This is a genomic window from Paenibacillus ferrarius, from assembly GCF_002027705.1.
Classification (GTDB): Bacteria; Bacillota; Bacilli; order Paenibacillales; family NBRC-103111; genus Paenibacillus_E; species Paenibacillus_E ferrarius.
Genome location: NZ_MBTG01000066.1, coordinates 37,560 through 54,927, shown reverse-complemented (window position 1 = coordinate 54,927; position 17,368 = coordinate 37,560). Strand labels below are relative to the sequence as shown.

General features: G+C 47.8%; 16 protein-coding genes. 10 read left to right on the top strand and 6 right to left on the bottom strand.

What is annotated here, in order from left to right; translation table 11 throughout:
- Positions 1-214: 214 nt before the first annotated feature.
- From leuD to BC351_RS42620, 3 genes are all read right to left on the bottom strand, one after another.
- Positions 215-820: a 3-isopropylmalate dehydratase small subunit gene (leuD, locus tag BC351_RS37620; protein ID WP_079420798.1), complete on the bottom strand. Its 606-nt coding sequence runs from the start codon at positions 818-820 to the stop codon at positions 215-217.
- 27 nt (positions 821-847) lie between these two features.
- Positions 848-2,269, bottom strand: coding sequence for a 3-isopropylmalate dehydratase large subunit (leuC, locus tag BC351_RS37615; protein WP_079420796.1), 1,422 nt, complete (start codon positions 2,267-2,269; stop codon positions 848-850).
- Between the two features lie 1,103 nt (positions 2,270-3,372).
- On the bottom strand, positions 3,373-3,582 hold the full coding sequence (locus BC351_RS42620; protein ID WP_079420794.1) for a hypothetical protein: 210 nt from the start codon (positions 3,580-3,582) through the stop codon (positions 3,373-3,375).
- Between the two features lie 594 nt (positions 3,583-4,176).
- Between BC351_RS42620 and BC351_RS41920 the strand changes: the two genes are divergently transcribed.
- The 5 genes from BC351_RS41920 to BC351_RS37590 all read left to right on the top strand — a co-directional run bounded on the left by BC351_RS41920 (position 4,177) and on the right by BC351_RS37590 (position 7,388).
- Positions 4,177-4,344, top strand: a complete 168-nt coding sequence (locus tag BC351_RS41920) for a lmo0937 family membrane protein (protein ID WP_341866052.1) — start codon at positions 4,177-4,179, stop codon at positions 4,342-4,344.
- A gap of 175 nt (positions 4,345-4,519) precedes the next feature.
- Positions 4,520-5,413 carry a LysR family transcriptional regulator gene (locus BC351_RS37605; RefSeq protein WP_079420792.1) on the top strand — a complete coding sequence of 298 codons (894 nt, stop codon included), beginning with the start codon at positions 4,520-4,522 and terminating at the stop codon, positions 5,411-5,413.
- 21 nt (positions 5,414-5,434) lie between these two features.
- Positions 5,435-6,403, top strand: coding sequence for a helix-turn-helix transcriptional regulator (locus tag BC351_RS37600; RefSeq protein ID WP_079420790.1), 969 nt, complete (start codon positions 5,435-5,437; stop codon positions 6,401-6,403).
- A gap of 104 nt (positions 6,404-6,507) precedes the next feature.
- A complete protein-coding gene (locus BC351_RS37595; RefSeq protein WP_079420788.1) occupies positions 6,508-6,750 on the top strand; it encodes a hypothetical protein in 243 nt (80 codons plus the stop codon).
- Positions 6,751-6,896: 146 nt separating this feature from the next.
- Positions 6,897-7,388, top strand: coding sequence for a cysteine dioxygenase (locus tag BC351_RS37590; protein WP_158082367.1), 492 nt, complete (start codon positions 6,897-6,899; stop codon positions 7,386-7,388).
- 56 nt (positions 7,389-7,444) lie between these two features.
- Here the strand turns inward: BC351_RS37590 and BC351_RS37585 are convergent, their stop codons facing one another.
- From BC351_RS37585 to BC351_RS37575, 3 genes are all read right to left on the bottom strand, one after another.
- Complete coding sequence (locus tag BC351_RS37585; protein ID WP_079420784.1) at positions 7,445-8,827, bottom strand: glycine--tRNA ligase; 1,383 nt, start codon at positions 8,825-8,827, stop codon at positions 7,445-7,447.
- Between the two features lie 370 nt (positions 8,828-9,197).
- Positions 9,198-9,998 (bottom strand): carbon-nitrogen family hydrolase, encoded by an 801-nt coding sequence (locus tag BC351_RS37580; protein WP_244209313.1) that lies wholly within the window; start codon positions 9,996-9,998, stop codon positions 9,198-9,200.
- Between the two features lie 82 nt (positions 9,999-10,080).
- The gene (locus tag BC351_RS37575; RefSeq protein ID WP_079420782.1) at positions 10,081-10,605 is read right to left on the bottom strand and encodes a DUF1572 family protein; all 525 of its coding nucleotides are present in this window, start codon (positions 10,603-10,605) and stop codon (positions 10,081-10,083) included.
- A gap of 152 nt (positions 10,606-10,757) precedes the next feature.
- On the opposite strand from BC351_RS37575, the gene BC351_RS37570 reads away from it, so the two are divergent.
- The 5 genes from BC351_RS37570 (at position 10,758) to proC (ending at position 17,360) form a co-directional block, all read left to right on the top strand.
- On the top strand, positions 10,758-11,960 hold the full coding sequence (locus tag BC351_RS37570; protein ID WP_279628404.1) for a pyridoxal phosphate-dependent aminotransferase: 1,203 nt from the start codon (positions 10,758-10,760) through the stop codon (positions 11,958-11,960).
- A 400-nt stretch (positions 11,961-12,360) separates the two neighbouring features.
- Positions 12,361-13,461 (top strand): glutamate 5-kinase, encoded by a 1,101-nt coding sequence (gene proB, locus BC351_RS37565; protein WP_079420780.1) that lies wholly within the window; start codon positions 12,361-12,363, stop codon positions 13,459-13,461.
- Positions 13,462-13,486: 25 nt separating this feature from the next.
- The gene (locus tag BC351_RS37560) at positions 13,487-15,223 is read left to right on the top strand and encodes a proline--tRNA ligase (RefSeq protein ID WP_079420778.1); all 1,737 of its coding nucleotides are present in this window, start codon (positions 13,487-13,489) and stop codon (positions 15,221-15,223) included.
- A complete protein-coding gene (locus tag BC351_RS37555) occupies positions 15,216-16,463 on the top strand; it encodes a glutamate-5-semialdehyde dehydrogenase (RefSeq protein ID WP_079420776.1) in 1,248 nt (415 codons plus the stop codon). The genes BC351_RS37560 and BC351_RS37555 overlap by 8 nt, the downstream gene beginning before the upstream one ends.
- Before the next feature lie 27 nt (positions 16,464-16,490).
- On the top strand, positions 16,491-17,360 hold the full coding sequence (gene proC, locus BC351_RS37550) for a pyrroline-5-carboxylate reductase (RefSeq protein ID WP_079420774.1): 870 nt from the start codon (positions 16,491-16,493) through the stop codon (positions 17,358-17,360).
- Positions 17,361-17,368 lie beyond the last annotated feature (8 nt).

The following is a 17,368-nucleotide window of genomic DNA, read 5'->3' as shown; positions in this document are numbered from 1 at the left end:
ATCAAATTAGGCACTCTCCCGACAGCAAAACCTCCGTTCGTTCGACAATCTGGTAATCTATTAGACGTAGCAAACTACCAAAAGTTGCAAAATAGAACGAAAAAAACAACCCATTGGCTGATCGGCCAACGGGTTGTTGTCTCATAGCAGGTTTCGAACCTGCAAAAAAGCGCAATCCATGGAAATTCCCATGAATTACGCTATCAGTTAAAGCTTATTTGTAAGCTAAACGTTTTTGGTGAGCTTGCTCATAGGCAGTGATTTTGTCTTCATGCTGCAGCGTCAGACCGATGTCATCCAAGCCTTGCAGCAAGAATTGACGACGGTGCTCGTCAATGTTGAACGTAATTTCCAAGCCATGCTCATCTGTCAGCTTGTTGTTTTCAAGATCGACACTCAGCTTGTAGCCATCATATTTCGCTGTACGGGCAAATAGATCATCCACTTGCTCTTCCGATAGCTTGATTGGCAAAATGCTGTTTTTAAAACAGTTGTTGTAGAAAATATCCGCGTAGGAAGGTGCGATAATAACGCGGAATCCAAAATCTTGAATCGCCCAAGGCGCGTGCTCACGGGAAGATCCGCAACCGAAGTTGGCTCTGGAGAGCAAGACCGATGCTCCTTGGAAACGTTCTTGGTTCAAAGGGAAACTCTCAATAACATTCCCCGCTTCATCCCATCTCCATTCGAAGAAAAGGAATTGCCCGAAGCCGGAACGCTCGATTCTTTTAAGAAATTGCTTAGGGATAATAGCATCTGTATCTACGTTTACACGGTCCACGGGACCAACTAGACCTGTATGTTGTTTCAAAGCTTCCATGTTTTCATTCTCCTTAATCAACCAAAATTAAGCTTGTTGGTATTCTTTGATTTCCCAATCACGAACATCGTAGAAATGACCTTTGATCGCTGCAGCAACAGCCATAGCTGGTGAAACCAGATGCGTGCGTCCGCCGCGGCCTTGACGACCTTCGAAGTTACGGTTGGATGTGGATGCACAACGTTGACCTGGTTGCAGTACGTCTGGGTTCATCGCCAGACACATGCTGCATCCTGCATCGCGCCACTCGAAGCCTGCGTTTGAGAATATTTTGTCCAAGCCTTCTTTTTCAGCTTGAATTTTCACACGGCCTGAGCCTGGAACGACGATCGCGGTCACGCTAGGATCAACAGTGTAGCCTTGAGCAATTTTGGCAGCGGCACGAAGATCTTCAATACGACCGTTCGTACAGGAGCCGATGAAAACATAATCAACTTTCAGGTCCGTCATCGGTGTGCCTGGTGTTAAATCCATATATTCAAGCGCTTTTTCAGCAGCTTTGCGTTCATTCTCGGTTTCGAAGCTTTGTGGATCCGGAACAAGTGCGTTAACGCCAGTACCCATGCCTGGGCTAGTTCCCCAGGTTACTTGCGGGATCAACGTATCCGCGTCAAATTCCAATACCCAATCATATTCAGCGCCTTCGTCAGTAACAAGCGTAGCCCATTCTGCTACCGCTGCATCGAAATCAGCACCTTGCGGTACATACTCACGACCACGCAGATAGTTGAAAGTCGTTGCGTCAGGAGCAATCAAACCTGCTCTTGCTCCACCTTCAATGGACATGTTACAAACGGTCATACGCTCTTCCATGGAAAGACCACGGATTGCTTCGCCTGTGTATTCAATAACATAACCAGTTGCAAAATCAGTGCCGTATTTGGCAATGACGCCTAAGATCAAATCTTTGGCTGTAACGCCTGGTTTCAAGCTACCTGTAATACGCACTTCCAAAGATTTCGCTCTGGATTGTTGCAGCGTTTGCGTAGCAAGCACGTGTTCAACTTCACTTGTTCCGATACCGAAAGCAAGCGCACCAAACGCACCGTGAGTCGAAGTATGACTATCGCCGCAAACGATCGTTTTACCTGGGTGTGTAAGGCCAAGTTCTGGACCCATAACGTGCACGACACCCTGGTCGATGCTGTCTAGGTCGAACAACGTAACGCCGAAATCACGGCAGTTTTGGGAAAGCGTATCAATTTGTTGTTTGGAAATTGGATCTGTGATGTTGAAGCGATCCTTCGTTGGTACGTTATGATCCATTGTTGCAAAAGTCAGATCAGGTCTGCGAACTTTACGACCCGATAAGCGAAGTCCTTCGAACGCCTGTGGAGAAGTTACTTCGTGCACTAGCTGCAAGTCAATATAGATAACGCTAGGCTTGCCTTCTTCCTGGTTAATTACGTGATTATCCCAGATTTTCTCAAACATTGTCTTTTTACTCATATCCAGTCACCTCTTGTCATTATCCGCTCTTTTTGTTCTTGTCTTACCCTCATAACGTAGTTTAACACGGAACTCGTCATTGCTCCAAGATATAATAACTATAAGCTTGATAGGAATAGACTATAGTAATATTAGGGTATTCTCCACTGAAGACTTATAAATAAGGAATTATCAATGGCTAATTCTCGTAAATGCAAACTATTGCCCCACAGCAGCAACTTCTTTATATGAATATAAGGCATTTAACTTAAACATACGTCCAAACAAAGGATAATTACTGACATAATATATTGTGTAAGTTAATCCTTTCAAAGGAGTGATATGAATATGGGAGTAGCAGTAACAGAAGGGCACCGTCGTAATAATGTAGCTGAAGTTTTAGTTCTCTTTATTCTTTTAGTTATCATTACAATGGCTTTTGCATGGTAATAATGTTGTTTTAACAAAAGGCTGCCTTAGCTTTTTTCCTAGCTAAGGCTTTTGTTTAATTGCTAATCTAGTAAAAAAACTAGCGAGACAGCCTCATTTGATGTAAAGCTGAAGAATGCTCGCATTTCAATAGAATAAGGAGCCTCTAGGACTACTATTTACGGGAAAAGCTGGCGGTGGGATTGAATGGCGCTGAGCCAACGCCATCGTTAACGAGCACGACACCTTATAGGCGAATTCCGCTACCCAGCGATTATGAAAGCCTGCAAAAGTGCAGGCTTTTTCGATTAAATCGGGTGAAAACACCAGAAAGCCTGCGATAGTGCAGGCTTTTTCGATTAAATCGGGTGAAAACACCAGAAAGCCTGCGATAGTGCAGGCTTTTTAAGGATTTCAATCCTAGAATCGAAAAAAGACCTCGAAAGGATGCATATTCGCAGGAATTATGCGAAATAAACGGACGTGAAGTAAAACTCACAACTTGGGCAGAGCCTTAAGCGACTTCAGCGGCTCAACCACTCCTACTCCAATCACCCTAATCACTCCAGATACTCAAGCCACTCCAGCTACTCCAGACACTTCAACCACCCCAGTCCCTCCAGTTACTCCAGACACTTTAACCACTCTAGTCACTCTAGCTACTCCAGATACTCTAGCCACTCCAGTCACTCTAGTTACTCCAGACACTCCGCTACTCCAATCACTCCAGTTACTCCAGACACTCCAGCTACTCCAATCACTTCAACCACTCTAGTCACTCCAGTCACTCCAGACACTCCAGTTACTCCAGTTACTCCAGTTACTCCAATCACTCCAGACACTTCAACCACTTCAACCACTTCAACCACTTCAACCACTTCAACCACTCCAGTCACTCCAGCCACTCCAATAACTCCAGTAATTCCAGCACTCCAGCTACTCCAATCCCCCAGTCACTCCAGTAGCTCCAGCCACTCTACTCACTCCAACATTTAACTAATCATTTGTTATCTTTAGCAATAATAACCAGGCGCTCAAAACCAAGGTTAGCGATTATACCAGCTATAGGTATTATGCGTGACTCACCGATTATGAAAGCCTGCCAAAGTGCAGGCTTTTTCGATCAAATCGGGTGAAAACACCAAAAAGCCTGCGATTATGCAGGCTTTTCAAGCTTTTCCAACCTGAAATCGAAAAAAGCTCTCAAAAGGATGCATAATCGCAGGCTTTTCCCTATTTCCCCCGTTCCCAAGCCAAAAAGGATGCATATACGCAGGAATTATGCGAAACAAACGGACGAGCCTAAGGCACTCTGCCAGCATGGGCATACTCAAGCGACTCAAGCCAACGCGCGGCGATAAAGTGTGTCTAAACAAAATGACAGGTATAACCCTGCTGCCAACTGTCTTCCGCTCCCTCTCACAAAGCTATCTCTCCGTCTATGAGTGTTTGAAAATCGAAATAGGTGGTTAGAGTCTAGTATAAGCAATTATACCAGTATGAAAAGGATGTGTGTTTCTATGCTTTGGACAATTTTCGTTATTATACTTGTGATGTGGGCTTTGGGAATGGGGTTTGGAATTGGCGGGAGTTTGATTCATCTGCTTCTTGTCTTGGCCTTGATATCATTAATATTTAATTTGGTAACAGGAAGAAGAAGCAATTGATAACAATAGGATGCCTTCAATTTACAAATAACCAGCCTAAAGCAGTTTGTGGAACTTATCCGCAGACTGCTTTTTGCGTGGAAATGGTCATTATCTGATATAGTAAGGATAAGCATTATAGGTAGAACCAATCAAATACAGCTTATATGATTACTTTTCAGGAGATGATCTATCCATGGAATTACGTCAACTTCAATATGCGATTCAAATTGCGATTGAGCGAAATTTCTCGCGCGCCGCGGAAAAGCTTCACATCGCCCAGCCTTCGCTTAGCCAGCAATTATCCAAGCTTGAGAAAGAAATAGGCGTCCTTCTCTTTCAGCGCAGTACGAATTCGGTTGAACTCACGCACGCTGGAGCCCTTTTTGTAGAGAAATCACAAAAAATTCTCGATATGGTTGAACAGCTCAAGAAGGAAATGGAAGATATTTCGCAAATGAAAAAAGGCCGCCTCGTTGTCGGCAGCATGCCAATTACGGGGTCGACGATACTGCCTTTGGTTGTACCTGCCTTTCAAGCTGCTTATCCGGATATCGAGATCTCGCTCGTAGAGGAAACCTCGGCAAACTTAGAAACTTTAACTATGAACGGTCAAACAGATATTTCCCTGCTCTCTCTACCCCTGCGCGAGGAATCGCTCGTCTACGAAACCTTGCTGGAGGAAGAAATCGTCCTTGCCGTACCACCGAAGCACCCTTTAGCCGCTAGCAATGAGCCGATACGCATCAAACAGCTCGAGAAGGAAGCCTTTATCGCTTTGAAAAAAGGGCAGGGCTTTCGCAAGCTGACGCTGGAATTATGCCAAGAAGCCGGCATAACGCCAAATATCGTTTTCGAATCCAGCAACATGGAAACCGTGCAATCGCTTGTAGCAGCCGGTATGGGCATTGCTTTCGTGCCTTACTTAATCTCGAAGCGAAGCTTCAGCGAGCTGTTCCCTGTCCATCTAACTCTTGAAGACAGACCAACGCGGACCCTGGTAATTGCGTATCGCAAAGGCAGATACATTTCTAAAGCAGCGGAAGCTTTCGTGTCTACCATGAAAGAAGTGATGGGCACAATTGTCTAACATTCGGAGGAAATCAAAGCAATGAACAAAACACAGCGATTGATTCAACTCATGATGGCCGTAAACGAACGCATGCAATTTACCACCAAGGAAATGGCTGACGAATTCCAAGTATCGGAGCGGACCATGCACCGTTATTTGCAAGAGCTGAGCGAACTTGGCATGCCGCTTTATACGGAATTTGGCCCGCATGGGGGCTACCGTTTATTGAAAAAGAGGATGCTCCCGCCGATCCTCTTCTCGGAACAAGAAGCCGCTGCCATGTTCTTCGCTTTTCAGTCGCTCCAGTTTTATGGAGCGCTCCCTTTTGCAGCAGAATCAACAACAGCCTTGAATAAATTCTATCACTATCTCCCGTCAGATACGAAGGCGCGTATAGATGCTATGAAGGATCGTGTCTCCTTCTGGACTCCAACTCGAACGCAAAGCTCCCCCTTCCTGGAGCAATTATTGGAAGCAGCGATCGCAGAGCAGCCTCTGCACCTTACTTATTCCTCCAAAGAAGGGGTTACCGAGCGAGTTGTGCAGCCTGTCGGCATTTATTCCTCGAATGGCTTCTGGTACTTCCCCTCCTTTTGCTTTCGGAAGGAAGCCATTCTCCTATTTCGCGCGGATCGCATCCTAGCCCTTGAGAACGCTGAAGCCGACCATCCACGCCAAAGCTTCCAGCACTATACGCTAGGCGACTGGCTCAAAGCAGGACAAGACATGACGACAGAGGCTTCCTATTTGAAGCTGAAAGTCAGGCTGACTCCCGATGGCGTAAGAGCTTATGAACGCAGCAACGGGCTGGATGAGAACCTCGAACACAAGGAAGACGGCAGCGGTTTGCTCATCACCGAGTTCCATCCCAGCAACTTACATTATTTTTCCAAATATTATTTGAGTCTGGGCAAAGAAGCGGTTGTCGAGGAGCCGCTAGAAATGGTGCAATGGATTCGCGAGCAGATTCATGCCATGCAGCATGCATACGGCCCCAACATAACTTGAAATACCATGACAACTATTGTCAACGTTAAGCATTTGCATGAATCCCAAGAAAAGCTTGCATGGGAAAATCGCTGTAGTTACTGGCGCTAGTCGCGGCAGCGGCCGTGGTATCGCCCTTGCTTGTTGAAGCTTTGCATCCGACAGAATCCGTTGAATATATGGGACGGGCTGTCGTCGCATTAGCTTATGATCCCTACGTTTCTCAGAAAAGCGGGCAGCTTCTCGAGGTTGGAGCCTTGGCGGAATCGTACGGATATAGATGGAAGACGTATGCCTCCTTTCCGCGTACAGTCTCCCCCATGAACCATTTGCAATTTAAATTAGGCGGTTGGATTCGGCAGTTGTGAAAGACTGCTATGTTCCAATCGCCTTTTTTGTTGCATCAACAAACTCCCTAACACTTTGAACGTTGCGCGCATATGATATATAAATATTTCTTATCGCTTGACTAATTTTTCGTGATAAAGAAACAATGCCTAGGAGGCGGAAAACCATGACATTATTGAAAGCAATTGAACAGTCATTCTGTAAATTGCAGGAGCCATCGCTTGAACAACTTCAAGCAGCGATGACATCCATCGAAAGCTTGCTCCATGAGGTCCCGAAATATAAAACAGAACCAGAGCATCTGGCTTATGGCCGAAATGTCATTTATAGCGCTACAAACTTAGAAGTGATCGTTATCCATATTCCAGCATTTGAAGCTACTGCTATCCACAATCACGGTCAATCCATCGGAGTTGCCTATTTAACACAAGGCTCCTTAATCAACACCAAATTTCATTTGGATTGTGAAGGGTACCCTGTGGCCGACACTGAGGATGCCATTAACGCAAAAGAATACTTCACAGCTCCCTCCGAGCAAATTCATCAGCTGAGCAATCCTAGCTCAGAAGCGGCCATTTCGATCCATGTCTATAGTCCGCCCCTTCGACAAGTAGAACGATACCTCCCCTATAGCGAAATCCTTGACTATGTCATCTAACTATGAAAAACCCCCTGCATTCACGCAGCAATGCGTGCTTACAGGGGGTTTGGCTATTAAAATTGAAGTGAGTTCTCGATGAAGGCTTTCAATTCGGAGATCGGCATCCGAGTTTGTTCCATCGTATCACGGTCACGAACCGTTACTTGACCATCGGTTTCGGACTCGAAATCGTATGTGATGCAGAATGGCGTACCGATTTCATCGTGACGACGATATCTTTTGCCAATGGATCCTGTATCATCGTAATCCACCATGAAATGCTTCGCAAGATCGGCAAATACGGCTTGTGCGCCTTCATTCAATTTCTTGGATAGCGGGAAAATAGCTGCTTTAACCGGTGCAAGCGCCGGGTGGAAATGAAGAACCGTACGGCTGTCGTCACCTTCGAGCTTCTGCTCTTCGAAAGCATCAATCAACAGTGCTAATGTAACCCGGTCAGCACCTAGTGAAGGCTCGATACAATAAGGAACATAACGCTCATTCGTATCTTGTTCGATGTAATTGAAATCTTCACCGGAATGCTCCATGTGCTGTTTCAAATCGAAATCGGTACGATCAGCGATACCCCACAGCTCGCCCCAGCCGAATGGAAATTTGTATTCGATATCTGTAGTAGCATTGCTGTAGTGGGAAAGCTCATCTTCGTTGTGATCACGCAGACGAAGATTGTCTGGCTTAGCGCCCAGCGACAACAACCAGTTGTGACAGAAGCTTCTCCAGTACTCGAACCATTTCATGTCTTCTCCTGGCTTACAGAAGAACTCAAGCTCCATTTGCTCGAATTCACGCGTACGGAACGTAAAGTTGCCTGGCGTGATTTCATTACGGAAGCTTTTGCCGATTTGGCCGATACCGAATGGCAGTTTTTTGCGCATCGTGCGCTGTACGTTTTTGAAGTTGACGAAAATCCCTTGTGCCGTCTCCGGACGCAGGTACACCACATTGGAACTGGCTTCTGTTACGCCTTGGAACGTTTTGAACATCAGGTTGAATTGACGAATATCCGTGAAATCCTTGCTTCCGCAATCTGGACAAACGATCTCGTTATCCACGATCAGCTTCATCATATCGTCAAAGGTCATGCCGTCCACGATGATTTCGATATCTTTTTCCGCCAGCTTGTTCTCGATCAATTTATCTGCACGATGACGGGCTTTGCAGCTTTTGCAATCGATCATCGGATCGTTGAAGTTGCCTACGTGACCGGATGCCACCCATGCTTGCGGGTTCATCAGAATCGCTGCATCAAGACCGACGTTGTACGGGGATTCTTGCACGAATTTTTTCCACCATGCGCGTTTGATGTTGTTTTTGAGTTCAACACCCAGTGGACCGTAATCCCACGTATTCGCCAAACCCCCATAAATTTCCGAGCCTGGAAATACAAAACCTCTGTGTTTCGCTAATGCTACGACTTGATCCATTGTGACACTCATTGCTCAATCGCTCCTTCATCTTCTCGTAAAATGGGTCAATGACCTCTACTGACCCCTCTGGTGCTGAGCAGACGCAAAAAAGGCTCAACATCCAAAGGCATCAAAGAATGCCTAGGGACGAGAGCCTGAAGCACCCGCGGTTCCACCCTAGTTGATACACCTGTTCAAAGCGTGCATCCCCTTTATCGTATTGGCTCCGGATAGCCTTTTTCCTTGAGCTTCTGTCTGGGCTCTCACCGTCCCCAGCTCGCTGAACAAGAAGTTGTTCAAGTACTATTCATCCTTCACAGCCACAATTGATCATTCAATTGGCTTTAGTTTACAGAAAAACCGTCAAAAAATCAAACGGTATCCGCTAAACTTTTTATTTTTAGTATAAATGCGGACGACGGTCTTCAAAAACAGGTATCTTGGCACGCACACGCACGACCTCTGTCAGATCAATCGTCGCACGCAAAATCGCTTCCTGCTCGTCACCTTCCACCAAAACCTCGCCCCAAGGATCAATGACCATCGAATGTCCGAAGAAATTCGTCGTTCCACTCGTCCCTACACGATTACAAGAAACAACATACATTTGATTTTCAATTGCTCTAGCCATAAGCAGCGTACGCCAGTGATGCAAGCGAGGATGCGGCCATTCCGCAGGAACGAACAAAATTCTAGCGCCATCAAGCGCTAATTTGCGAGCAAGCTCAGGAAACCGGATATCATAACAGATCATGGCACCTGCCGGAACGCCTTCAAGCTCGAAACGGCCAAGCTGATCCCCGCTATGCAGAAACTTTTCCTCGTCCATCAGACGGAATAAGTGAATTTTGGAATACTCCGCGATTTCCGTGCCTTCCCGGTCAAACGCATAAATCGTGTTCAAGACACGATCTTCTCTTTTATCCGCGATGGAACCGCCGATCAGATTGACTTGATGCTTTTGGGCAAACTTACTGAGAAAGGCCTTCGTCCGTTCCCCGTTTGAGTCAGCTAGCTGCTGAATCTCGGTCAAGGCGTAGCCTGTATTCCACATTTCGGGAAACACAATAACGTCCGGCTTCTGCTCAGCCTGAATCGCTTGCTCCAAAAGTTTTTCCAGGTGCAAAAAGTTAGTATCGGGCTCACCGATGGTAATATCCATTTGAATTAGAGCAATATGCAACAACTGTGATTCGGACATGCGCTCGAAACTCCTTTCATGGGCAAAAATAGTGCTATCTCCTCATAGTAGTCGAAATTAGTGTTCAACTCAATCATTAGCGCTATGGTTTAAACGATTTGGACTGTCCTCTGGCAATACTCAGAGTCTGCCAATGCGCACTTGCCCAATGCTTGCTCAGAAATACGATTTGCCCAACATGATAGCCATAATGCGAAACTTGCCGCTGAATGGCCTGCAGTACCGTATGTCCCTCCCCACGAATAAGGACAATTTTGAGAACATCCTCAGCTGTGAGGGATTCCAACGTCTGAAAAAGAATGGCCCAGCCTTCCTCCCAAAGGGAAATCAGCGCTTCACGCGCAAGCTGTTTGCCTTCGAATTCGCCATCGCGTTCCCTTGTTTCTTTCTCACCATCTGTGGTTAAGAAATCCGTCCAGCGAGATCTCATATTCCCATGCATATGCTTGATCAGCACTTCCAAGGAATTCGACTCTTCATCTAAGGTTAAATAAAAATGCGCTTCCGCGGTTTGAGCCAAGGCTTTATCCGCCAGCTTTTTCATATTGACAAACGCACGTATTGATTCCTGCAAAAAAGCTTCTGCGACTTGGGATTGTTCCGACATCGTCTCATCACCTTTCTCATCCTATGGGATAACCATAAGACAAGGAAAGCCGGAAGTAAAATCGATTATTTTCATCACTATGAAAAAAAGTTTAATCATGTTACATTAAGGATATTAATCAAAATCCCGACCTTCGGAGTGTGAATTAAACCGTGACGAATTTATCTACGAAATCAAGCGCCTTTTCCATACAGCCTGCTGAACGGATGAAAGGTTTACCGACGCAATTTTTCGCAACGCTCGTTGGCAAAGCCAACGCACAGATCGCACAAGGCCACGACGTTATCAATTTGGGCCAAGGAAATCCGGATCGTCCCACGCCTCCGCATATCGTGGCATCCATCCAAGAAGCAGCAGCCAATCCGCTGTATCACAAATATCCGCCTTTCAGCGGCTTCCCTTTCTTGAAGCAAGCGGTTGCCCAGCGTTACAAGGAAGATCACAACGTCGATCTTGATCCCGAGACAGAAGTCGCGATTCTGTTCGGCGGCAAAACTGGACTCATTGAGATCGCTCAGTGCTTGCTGAATCCCGGCGATGTATGCCTAGTTCCCGATCCAGGTTATCCAGACTACTGGTCAGGCGTAGCGCTGGCAGGCGCAGAAATGGCGTTCATGCCTCTGCGGGAAGAAAATAACTTCCTGCCTGATTACTCCCAGCTTAAGGAGTCCGATTTGAACAGAGCCAAGCTTATGTTCATTAATTATCCGAACAATCCGACAGGCGCCACAGCCCCTGCCTCCTTCTATGAAGAAACCGTTGCTTTCGCAGAGCGCAATGGTGTCGTGGTGGCAAGTGATTTCGCTTACGGAGCTATCGGTTTCGATGGTCAGAAGCCCGTGAGCTTCCTGCAAACTCCAGGTGCCAAAGAAGTCGGTATCGAGTTCTATACGCTTTCCAAAACATACAACATGGCCGGTTGGCGCGTAGGGTTCGCCCTCGGCAATAAAGAAGTAATCCGTCTTATTAACCTGATGCAGGATCATTATTACTGCTCTCTCTTTGGCGGTATTCAAGTTGCTGCCGCAACAGCATTAACAGGGCCGCAGGACTGTGTAACCGAGCTGCGCGACGTGTATGAGAGCCGCCGCAATGCCCTCTATTCCTCACTGGCTGGCATTGGCTGGCATGCTCGTCCTTCACAAGGTTCGTTCTTCTCGTGGCTGCCGGTCCCCAAAGGCCATACCTCACAAAGCTTGGCTGATCTGCTGCTCGAAGGAGCCAAAGTTGTGGTCGCACCGGGCATCGGCTTCGGGACACATGGAGAAGGATATGTGCGACTCGGACTCCTATCTTCGGAAGAGAGATTGCAAGAAGCTGTCCAGCGAATCGGCAGCCTGCATTTGTTTGAGTAGTCGCCACGAACAGGCTCAATGCGTTGGTGAATTAGGTGCTTGCTTCTTTACAAACATTCGATCAGCGTGCTATTCTAGATAGAACCAAAAAAGGAAGTCCTCAAAAACTTCTATATCGCAACGTAATGATGGGAATAGTAGGAACGTAAAGCACGTAGCCAGAGAGTAAGCTCCATAGTCTGAGAGAGCCTGCCGTGAACCGATTCTGAACCCGCCCCTGAACAGTCAACGATGAGTTGAACAGCCCCCTGCTGTTATTAGGGAATCTAGAGTGGGTGCTGCCTTGAGGCATGCGCCAATCTAAGGTGGTACCGCGGAAGCAACAGACTTTCGTCCTTATGTGTTAAGGACGGGAGTCTTTTTTGTATATACATATATAGAAATAAAGGATGGGATCGTTATGACTCAGCGCATTGTTGTCAAAATCGGCAGCAGCTCACTAACTTCAGATACAGGCGGTTTGAACCCTGACAAAATCCGTTTCTTCGCCACTGAGCTTGCACAATTGCAGAAAGACGGCAATCAAGTGCTGCTCGTCACGTCCGGCGCGGTTGCCGCAGGCTTCACCTCTCTCGGCTACCGCACACGGCCTAAGGTGCTGCACGAGAAACAGGCCGCTGCCGCCGTCGGGCAAGCGCTTCTGATGCAAGCGTACCATGAAGCCTTTGCGTCCCACGCGGTAAGCGTGGCGCAAATTCTGCTGACCCGGTACGACTTCTCCAACCGCAAGCGCGTCCAGAACGCGCTGATGACGATCGACGAGCTGCTGCAGCGCGGCGTCGTTCCGATCATTAACGAGAACGACACCGTCTCGGTCGATGAACTGAAATTCGGCGACAACGATACGTTGTCTGCCTTGGTCGGCAATTTGGTCAAAGCTAGCAAATTGATCATCATTACCGATATGGACGGCCTCTACACGGACGATCCAAGGAAAAACGCGAACGCGCAGCGCATCGAACGCGTAGACGCCATCAGCGATGAGCTGTTCAGCTTCGCTGGAGGCTCTGGGAGCGCGGTCGGCACCGGCGGCATGCGCTCCAAAGTCGAAGCCGCCCGCATCGCAATGCGCGGGGGCGTGCCGGTATTCATCGGGCGCGTGCTCGAGCCCAGCGATTTGGCCTATGCCGTGAACGGCACGGGCAAGGGCACTTACTTCGACACGGCGCTCAACAATCTGCCGGTGAAGAAGCAGTGGGTTGGCTTCCATTCGCTGCCCCAAGGACAAATCCTTGTCGACCAAGGCGCGATGACAGCTTTGATCAGCGGCGGCAAGAGCTTGCTCCCCGCTGGCATCATCGGCGCTACCGGCGATTTCCACCCTGGCGATGTCGTCGAGGTTTTGAACAAGGAAGGCGCGCTGCTTGGCCGCGGCGTCGTCAATTACGCCGCTTGGCAGGTGCAAGCCGCCGCAGGCTTAAGCACCGATGAAGTTCAGAAGCGGGTCGAAGTCTCCCGTATTGAAGTGATTCATCGGGATGAATGGGTCCCTTTGACCTAGTTAAGAAAGAGAGGCGAGCTGACACATGAGACAACAACGAATGCTGATCCCGACCCAACGCGATGTTCCGGGAGACGCCGAAGCTGCAAGCCATCGCCTCATGCTGAGAGCGGGCTTGATCCGTCAGCTCTCAAGCGGAATTTACTCCTATTTACCTTTAGGGCTGAAAGCTCTTCAGCATATACAAGCGATTGTCCGTGAAGAAATGGATGCAGCAGGCGCTCAAGAAATGCTTATGCCTGCCCTCCACCCTGCCGAATTGTGGAAAGCTTCCGGCCGATGGGACGTTTATGGCCCAGAGCTCATGCGTTTGGAAGATCGACATGGTCGGGAATTTGCCCTTGGCGCTACCCATGAGGAAGTCATTACTTCTCTAGTGAAGGATGAGATTCATTCCTACAAAAAGCTGCCGGTTACCCTATATCAGATTCAGACCAAATATCGGGATGAACGCAGACCCCGTTTTGGACTTCTGCGCGGACGAGAATTTCTAATGAAAGACGCTTACTCGTTCGATCGCACGGATAGCGGACTTGATGACAGCTATACCAGCATGTATAACGCTTATGTCCGAATTTTCACACGATGCGGCTTGAAGTTCCGAGCTGTTGAAGCAGATTCCGGCGCCATCGGCGGTACCGACACCCATGAATTCATGGCACTTGCCGATATCGGCGAAGATACCATTGTCCATTGCCCGTCTTGCCAATATGCCGCCAATCTGGAAAAAGCCGTTGGTCGTATACCCCAACTAGCAGAGAGCCTAGACACTAATAATGACTCGGCAGTATCTGAGCTTGTAAAAACTCATACGCCTGGCGTAAGCACAATTAAGCAATTAGGCCAATTTTTCAAGCAATCGCCCGCTCAGATCATCAAGTCGATTGCCCTGGAAGCTGATGGAACGCCCGTCATCGTGCTCCTCCGAGGAGATTATGAACTGAATGAAGTCAAACTGAAGCAAGCGATTGGTGCAGAGAATGTCACTCTACTATCCGAAGATGGCATCCTAAAGCTAGGATCAACTCCCGGATTTATCGGTCCCATCGGACTGCAAAATGTTAAAATCATTGCAGATGTGTCGATCTATGGGATGAAGAATGCTATCGTTGGCGCCAACGAACCCGATTATCACTTGCTCCATGTTGATCTTCATCGCGATCTTCCGGGGTTAACCTTTCAAGATGTTCACAATGTCGCAGAAGGGGAGTTATGTTCCCATTGCGGCAACGAGCTTTCCTTTGCCAAAGGAATCGAGCTTGGGCACGTCTTCAAACTCGGCACCAAATACAGCCGTTCGCTTGGCGCGACATTCAGCAATGAAAATGGCGTTACTGAACCCATCATTATGGGCTGTTATGGCATTGGCGTTTCCCGTGTGCTTGCTGCCGTTATTGAACAACACTACGATGAGCAAGGTATCCTTTGGCCAGAAACTCTTGCGCCATTTTCGATTCATCTCCTTACCGTACATGTCCATGACGAGATGCAGATGAAGCTTTCTCAAGATATTTATACAAGCCTGCAAAATGCCGGTTACTCCGTTCTGTGGGATGATCGCGATGAGCGTCCAGGTGTGAAATTCAATGATTCTGACCTGCTAGGTTTCCCATTGCGAATAACTGTAGGTAAGAAAGCAAACGAACAAATGATAGAATGCAAAGAACGCCGCAGCGGAAAACAATATGAATTAATGGCCAATCAACTGCTTAGCCATTGCCAATCCTTTTTTCAATCAGGAGGTATATCGAATCATGAGTGAAGTCATTCAAAAATCAAAATTAGCCAAACAAGCGGCTCAAACGATGGGCAATTTGACAACCGAACAAAAAAACGCGGCACTGCTCCTTATGGCGGATGCTCTTGTCACTGAACAGCATTCCATTATTGAAGCCAATGCGAAGGATTTGCAAAGAGGCAAAGAGCAAGGCACAAGCGCTTCGCTTCTCGACCGTTTAGCTTTAAATGAATCGCGGATTGCCGCAATTGCCGAAGGACTTCGCCAAATTGCTGAACTGCCGGATCCGGTTGGAGATACGCTGGAAGCCTTTGATCGTCCAAACGGCCTGCGTATTCGCAAAATCCGTGTTCCCCTAGGTGTTGTCGGCATTATTTATGAAGCCAGACCCAATGTAACCGTGGATGCCGCTGGGTTATGTCTAAAAACTGGCAATGCGGTTGTGCTGCGTGGAGGCTCTTCCGCCTTATTTTCCAATGAGCGCATCGTCCAGGTTCTGCATGAAGCACTTCACCGTTCGGCGATTCCAGCGGATGCCCTGCAATTAATTCTCAGCGCTGATCGCAGCTCGGTGGATGAAATGCTGAAGTTGAACGGCTTGATTGATGTTCTGATCCCAAGGGGCGGCAGCTCACTTATTCAAAATGTTGTCAATAACGCCTCTGTTCCTGTCATTGAAACAGGCGCAGGTGTGTGTCATACTTTTATAGATGAAAGTGCACAGCTGGATATGGCGGTACGCATTGGCATCAATGCCAAAGCTCAGCGTCCTTCTGTTTGCAATTCGATGGAAACATTGCTCGTACATGAGGCGATTGCCGAAAAGCATCTGAGTGCAATTGCCGAAGCGTTCACAGGTGCTCATGTTGAGCTTCGCGGTGACGAGCGCGCTCGAGCGCTGGTGCCTAGCATGCATGAAGCTGTAACTGAGGATTGGAAGACGGAATACGGGGATTACATCCTCTCCATTAAAGTCGTCAAAAATCTCGACGAAGCACTCTCCCATATTCGTGAATATGGCACGATGCACTCGGAGTGTATTGTAACGGAAGATGCCGCTAATGCTGAAAGATTCCTGCAGGAAGTGGATGCTGCTGCGGTTTATCATAATGCATCGACCCGTTTTACGGATGGATTTGAATTTGGCTTCGGAGCCGAAATCGGTATCTCCACTCAAAAGCTGCACGCTCGTGGACCTATGGGGCTGCCTGCTTTAACATCAACCAAATTCCGCGTCTACGGAAACGGTCAAATACGAGAATAAGAATTCACCATTAAGGAGGTTTGCACAATGTCTACAACTTTATCACAGGCCAAAATCGCCTTTGTCGGCGCGGGCTCGATGGCAGAAGCTATCATCCGCGGGCTCATCGAAACCAAGGTAGCCGAACCGCAAAATTTATATGTCATGAACCGTTCGGATCAAAACCGTCTGGCGTTCCTACGCTCAGAATACGGGCTGCAAGCCACGTCCGACAACCAAACAAAAGAAACTTTTCTGCGTGAAGCTGACGTTGTCGTGTTGTGCATGAAGCCCAAAGATGTCGTAACCTCTTTCGCAGAACTGCAGCCGCTGCTGAATGAAAAGCAGCTTCTTGTTTCTGTGATTGCAGGGCTGTCGATCGCCAAAACAGAAGCATTATTGCAAACGGCCATGCCAATCGTTCGCACGATGCCGAATACCTCCAGCACCATTGGTTTAGGCGCTACAGGAATGAGCTTCTCCGCTAAGGTCAATGATACATTCAAGCAGCTGGCTACCCAGATGTTCGAAGCTGTTGGCATCGTGACGATTGTCGAAGAAGAGAAAATGGAAATCGTAACCGGCGTATCGGGCAGCGGTCCTGCTTATGTCTACTATTTCATGGAAGCTATGATCAAAGCTGCTATCGAAGGCGGGCTTACGGAAGAGGATGCGCGCCAACTGACGCTGCAAACTGTACTTGGCGCCGCGCATATGGTTGAGCATACACAGGAGAATCCTGCTGAGCTGAGACGCAAAGTGACTTCGCCTAACGGCGCAACGCAAGCTTCGATTGAAGCTCTCGATCGGTTTCAGTTTAGTGAAGCCGTTGCGCAAGCTGTTTTCCGCTCCGCTGAGCGGGCCAAAGAAATGGGCGAGCAGATTGCTGCGCCAAGCCCGATTGCCAAATCATCCTAATCGAATTA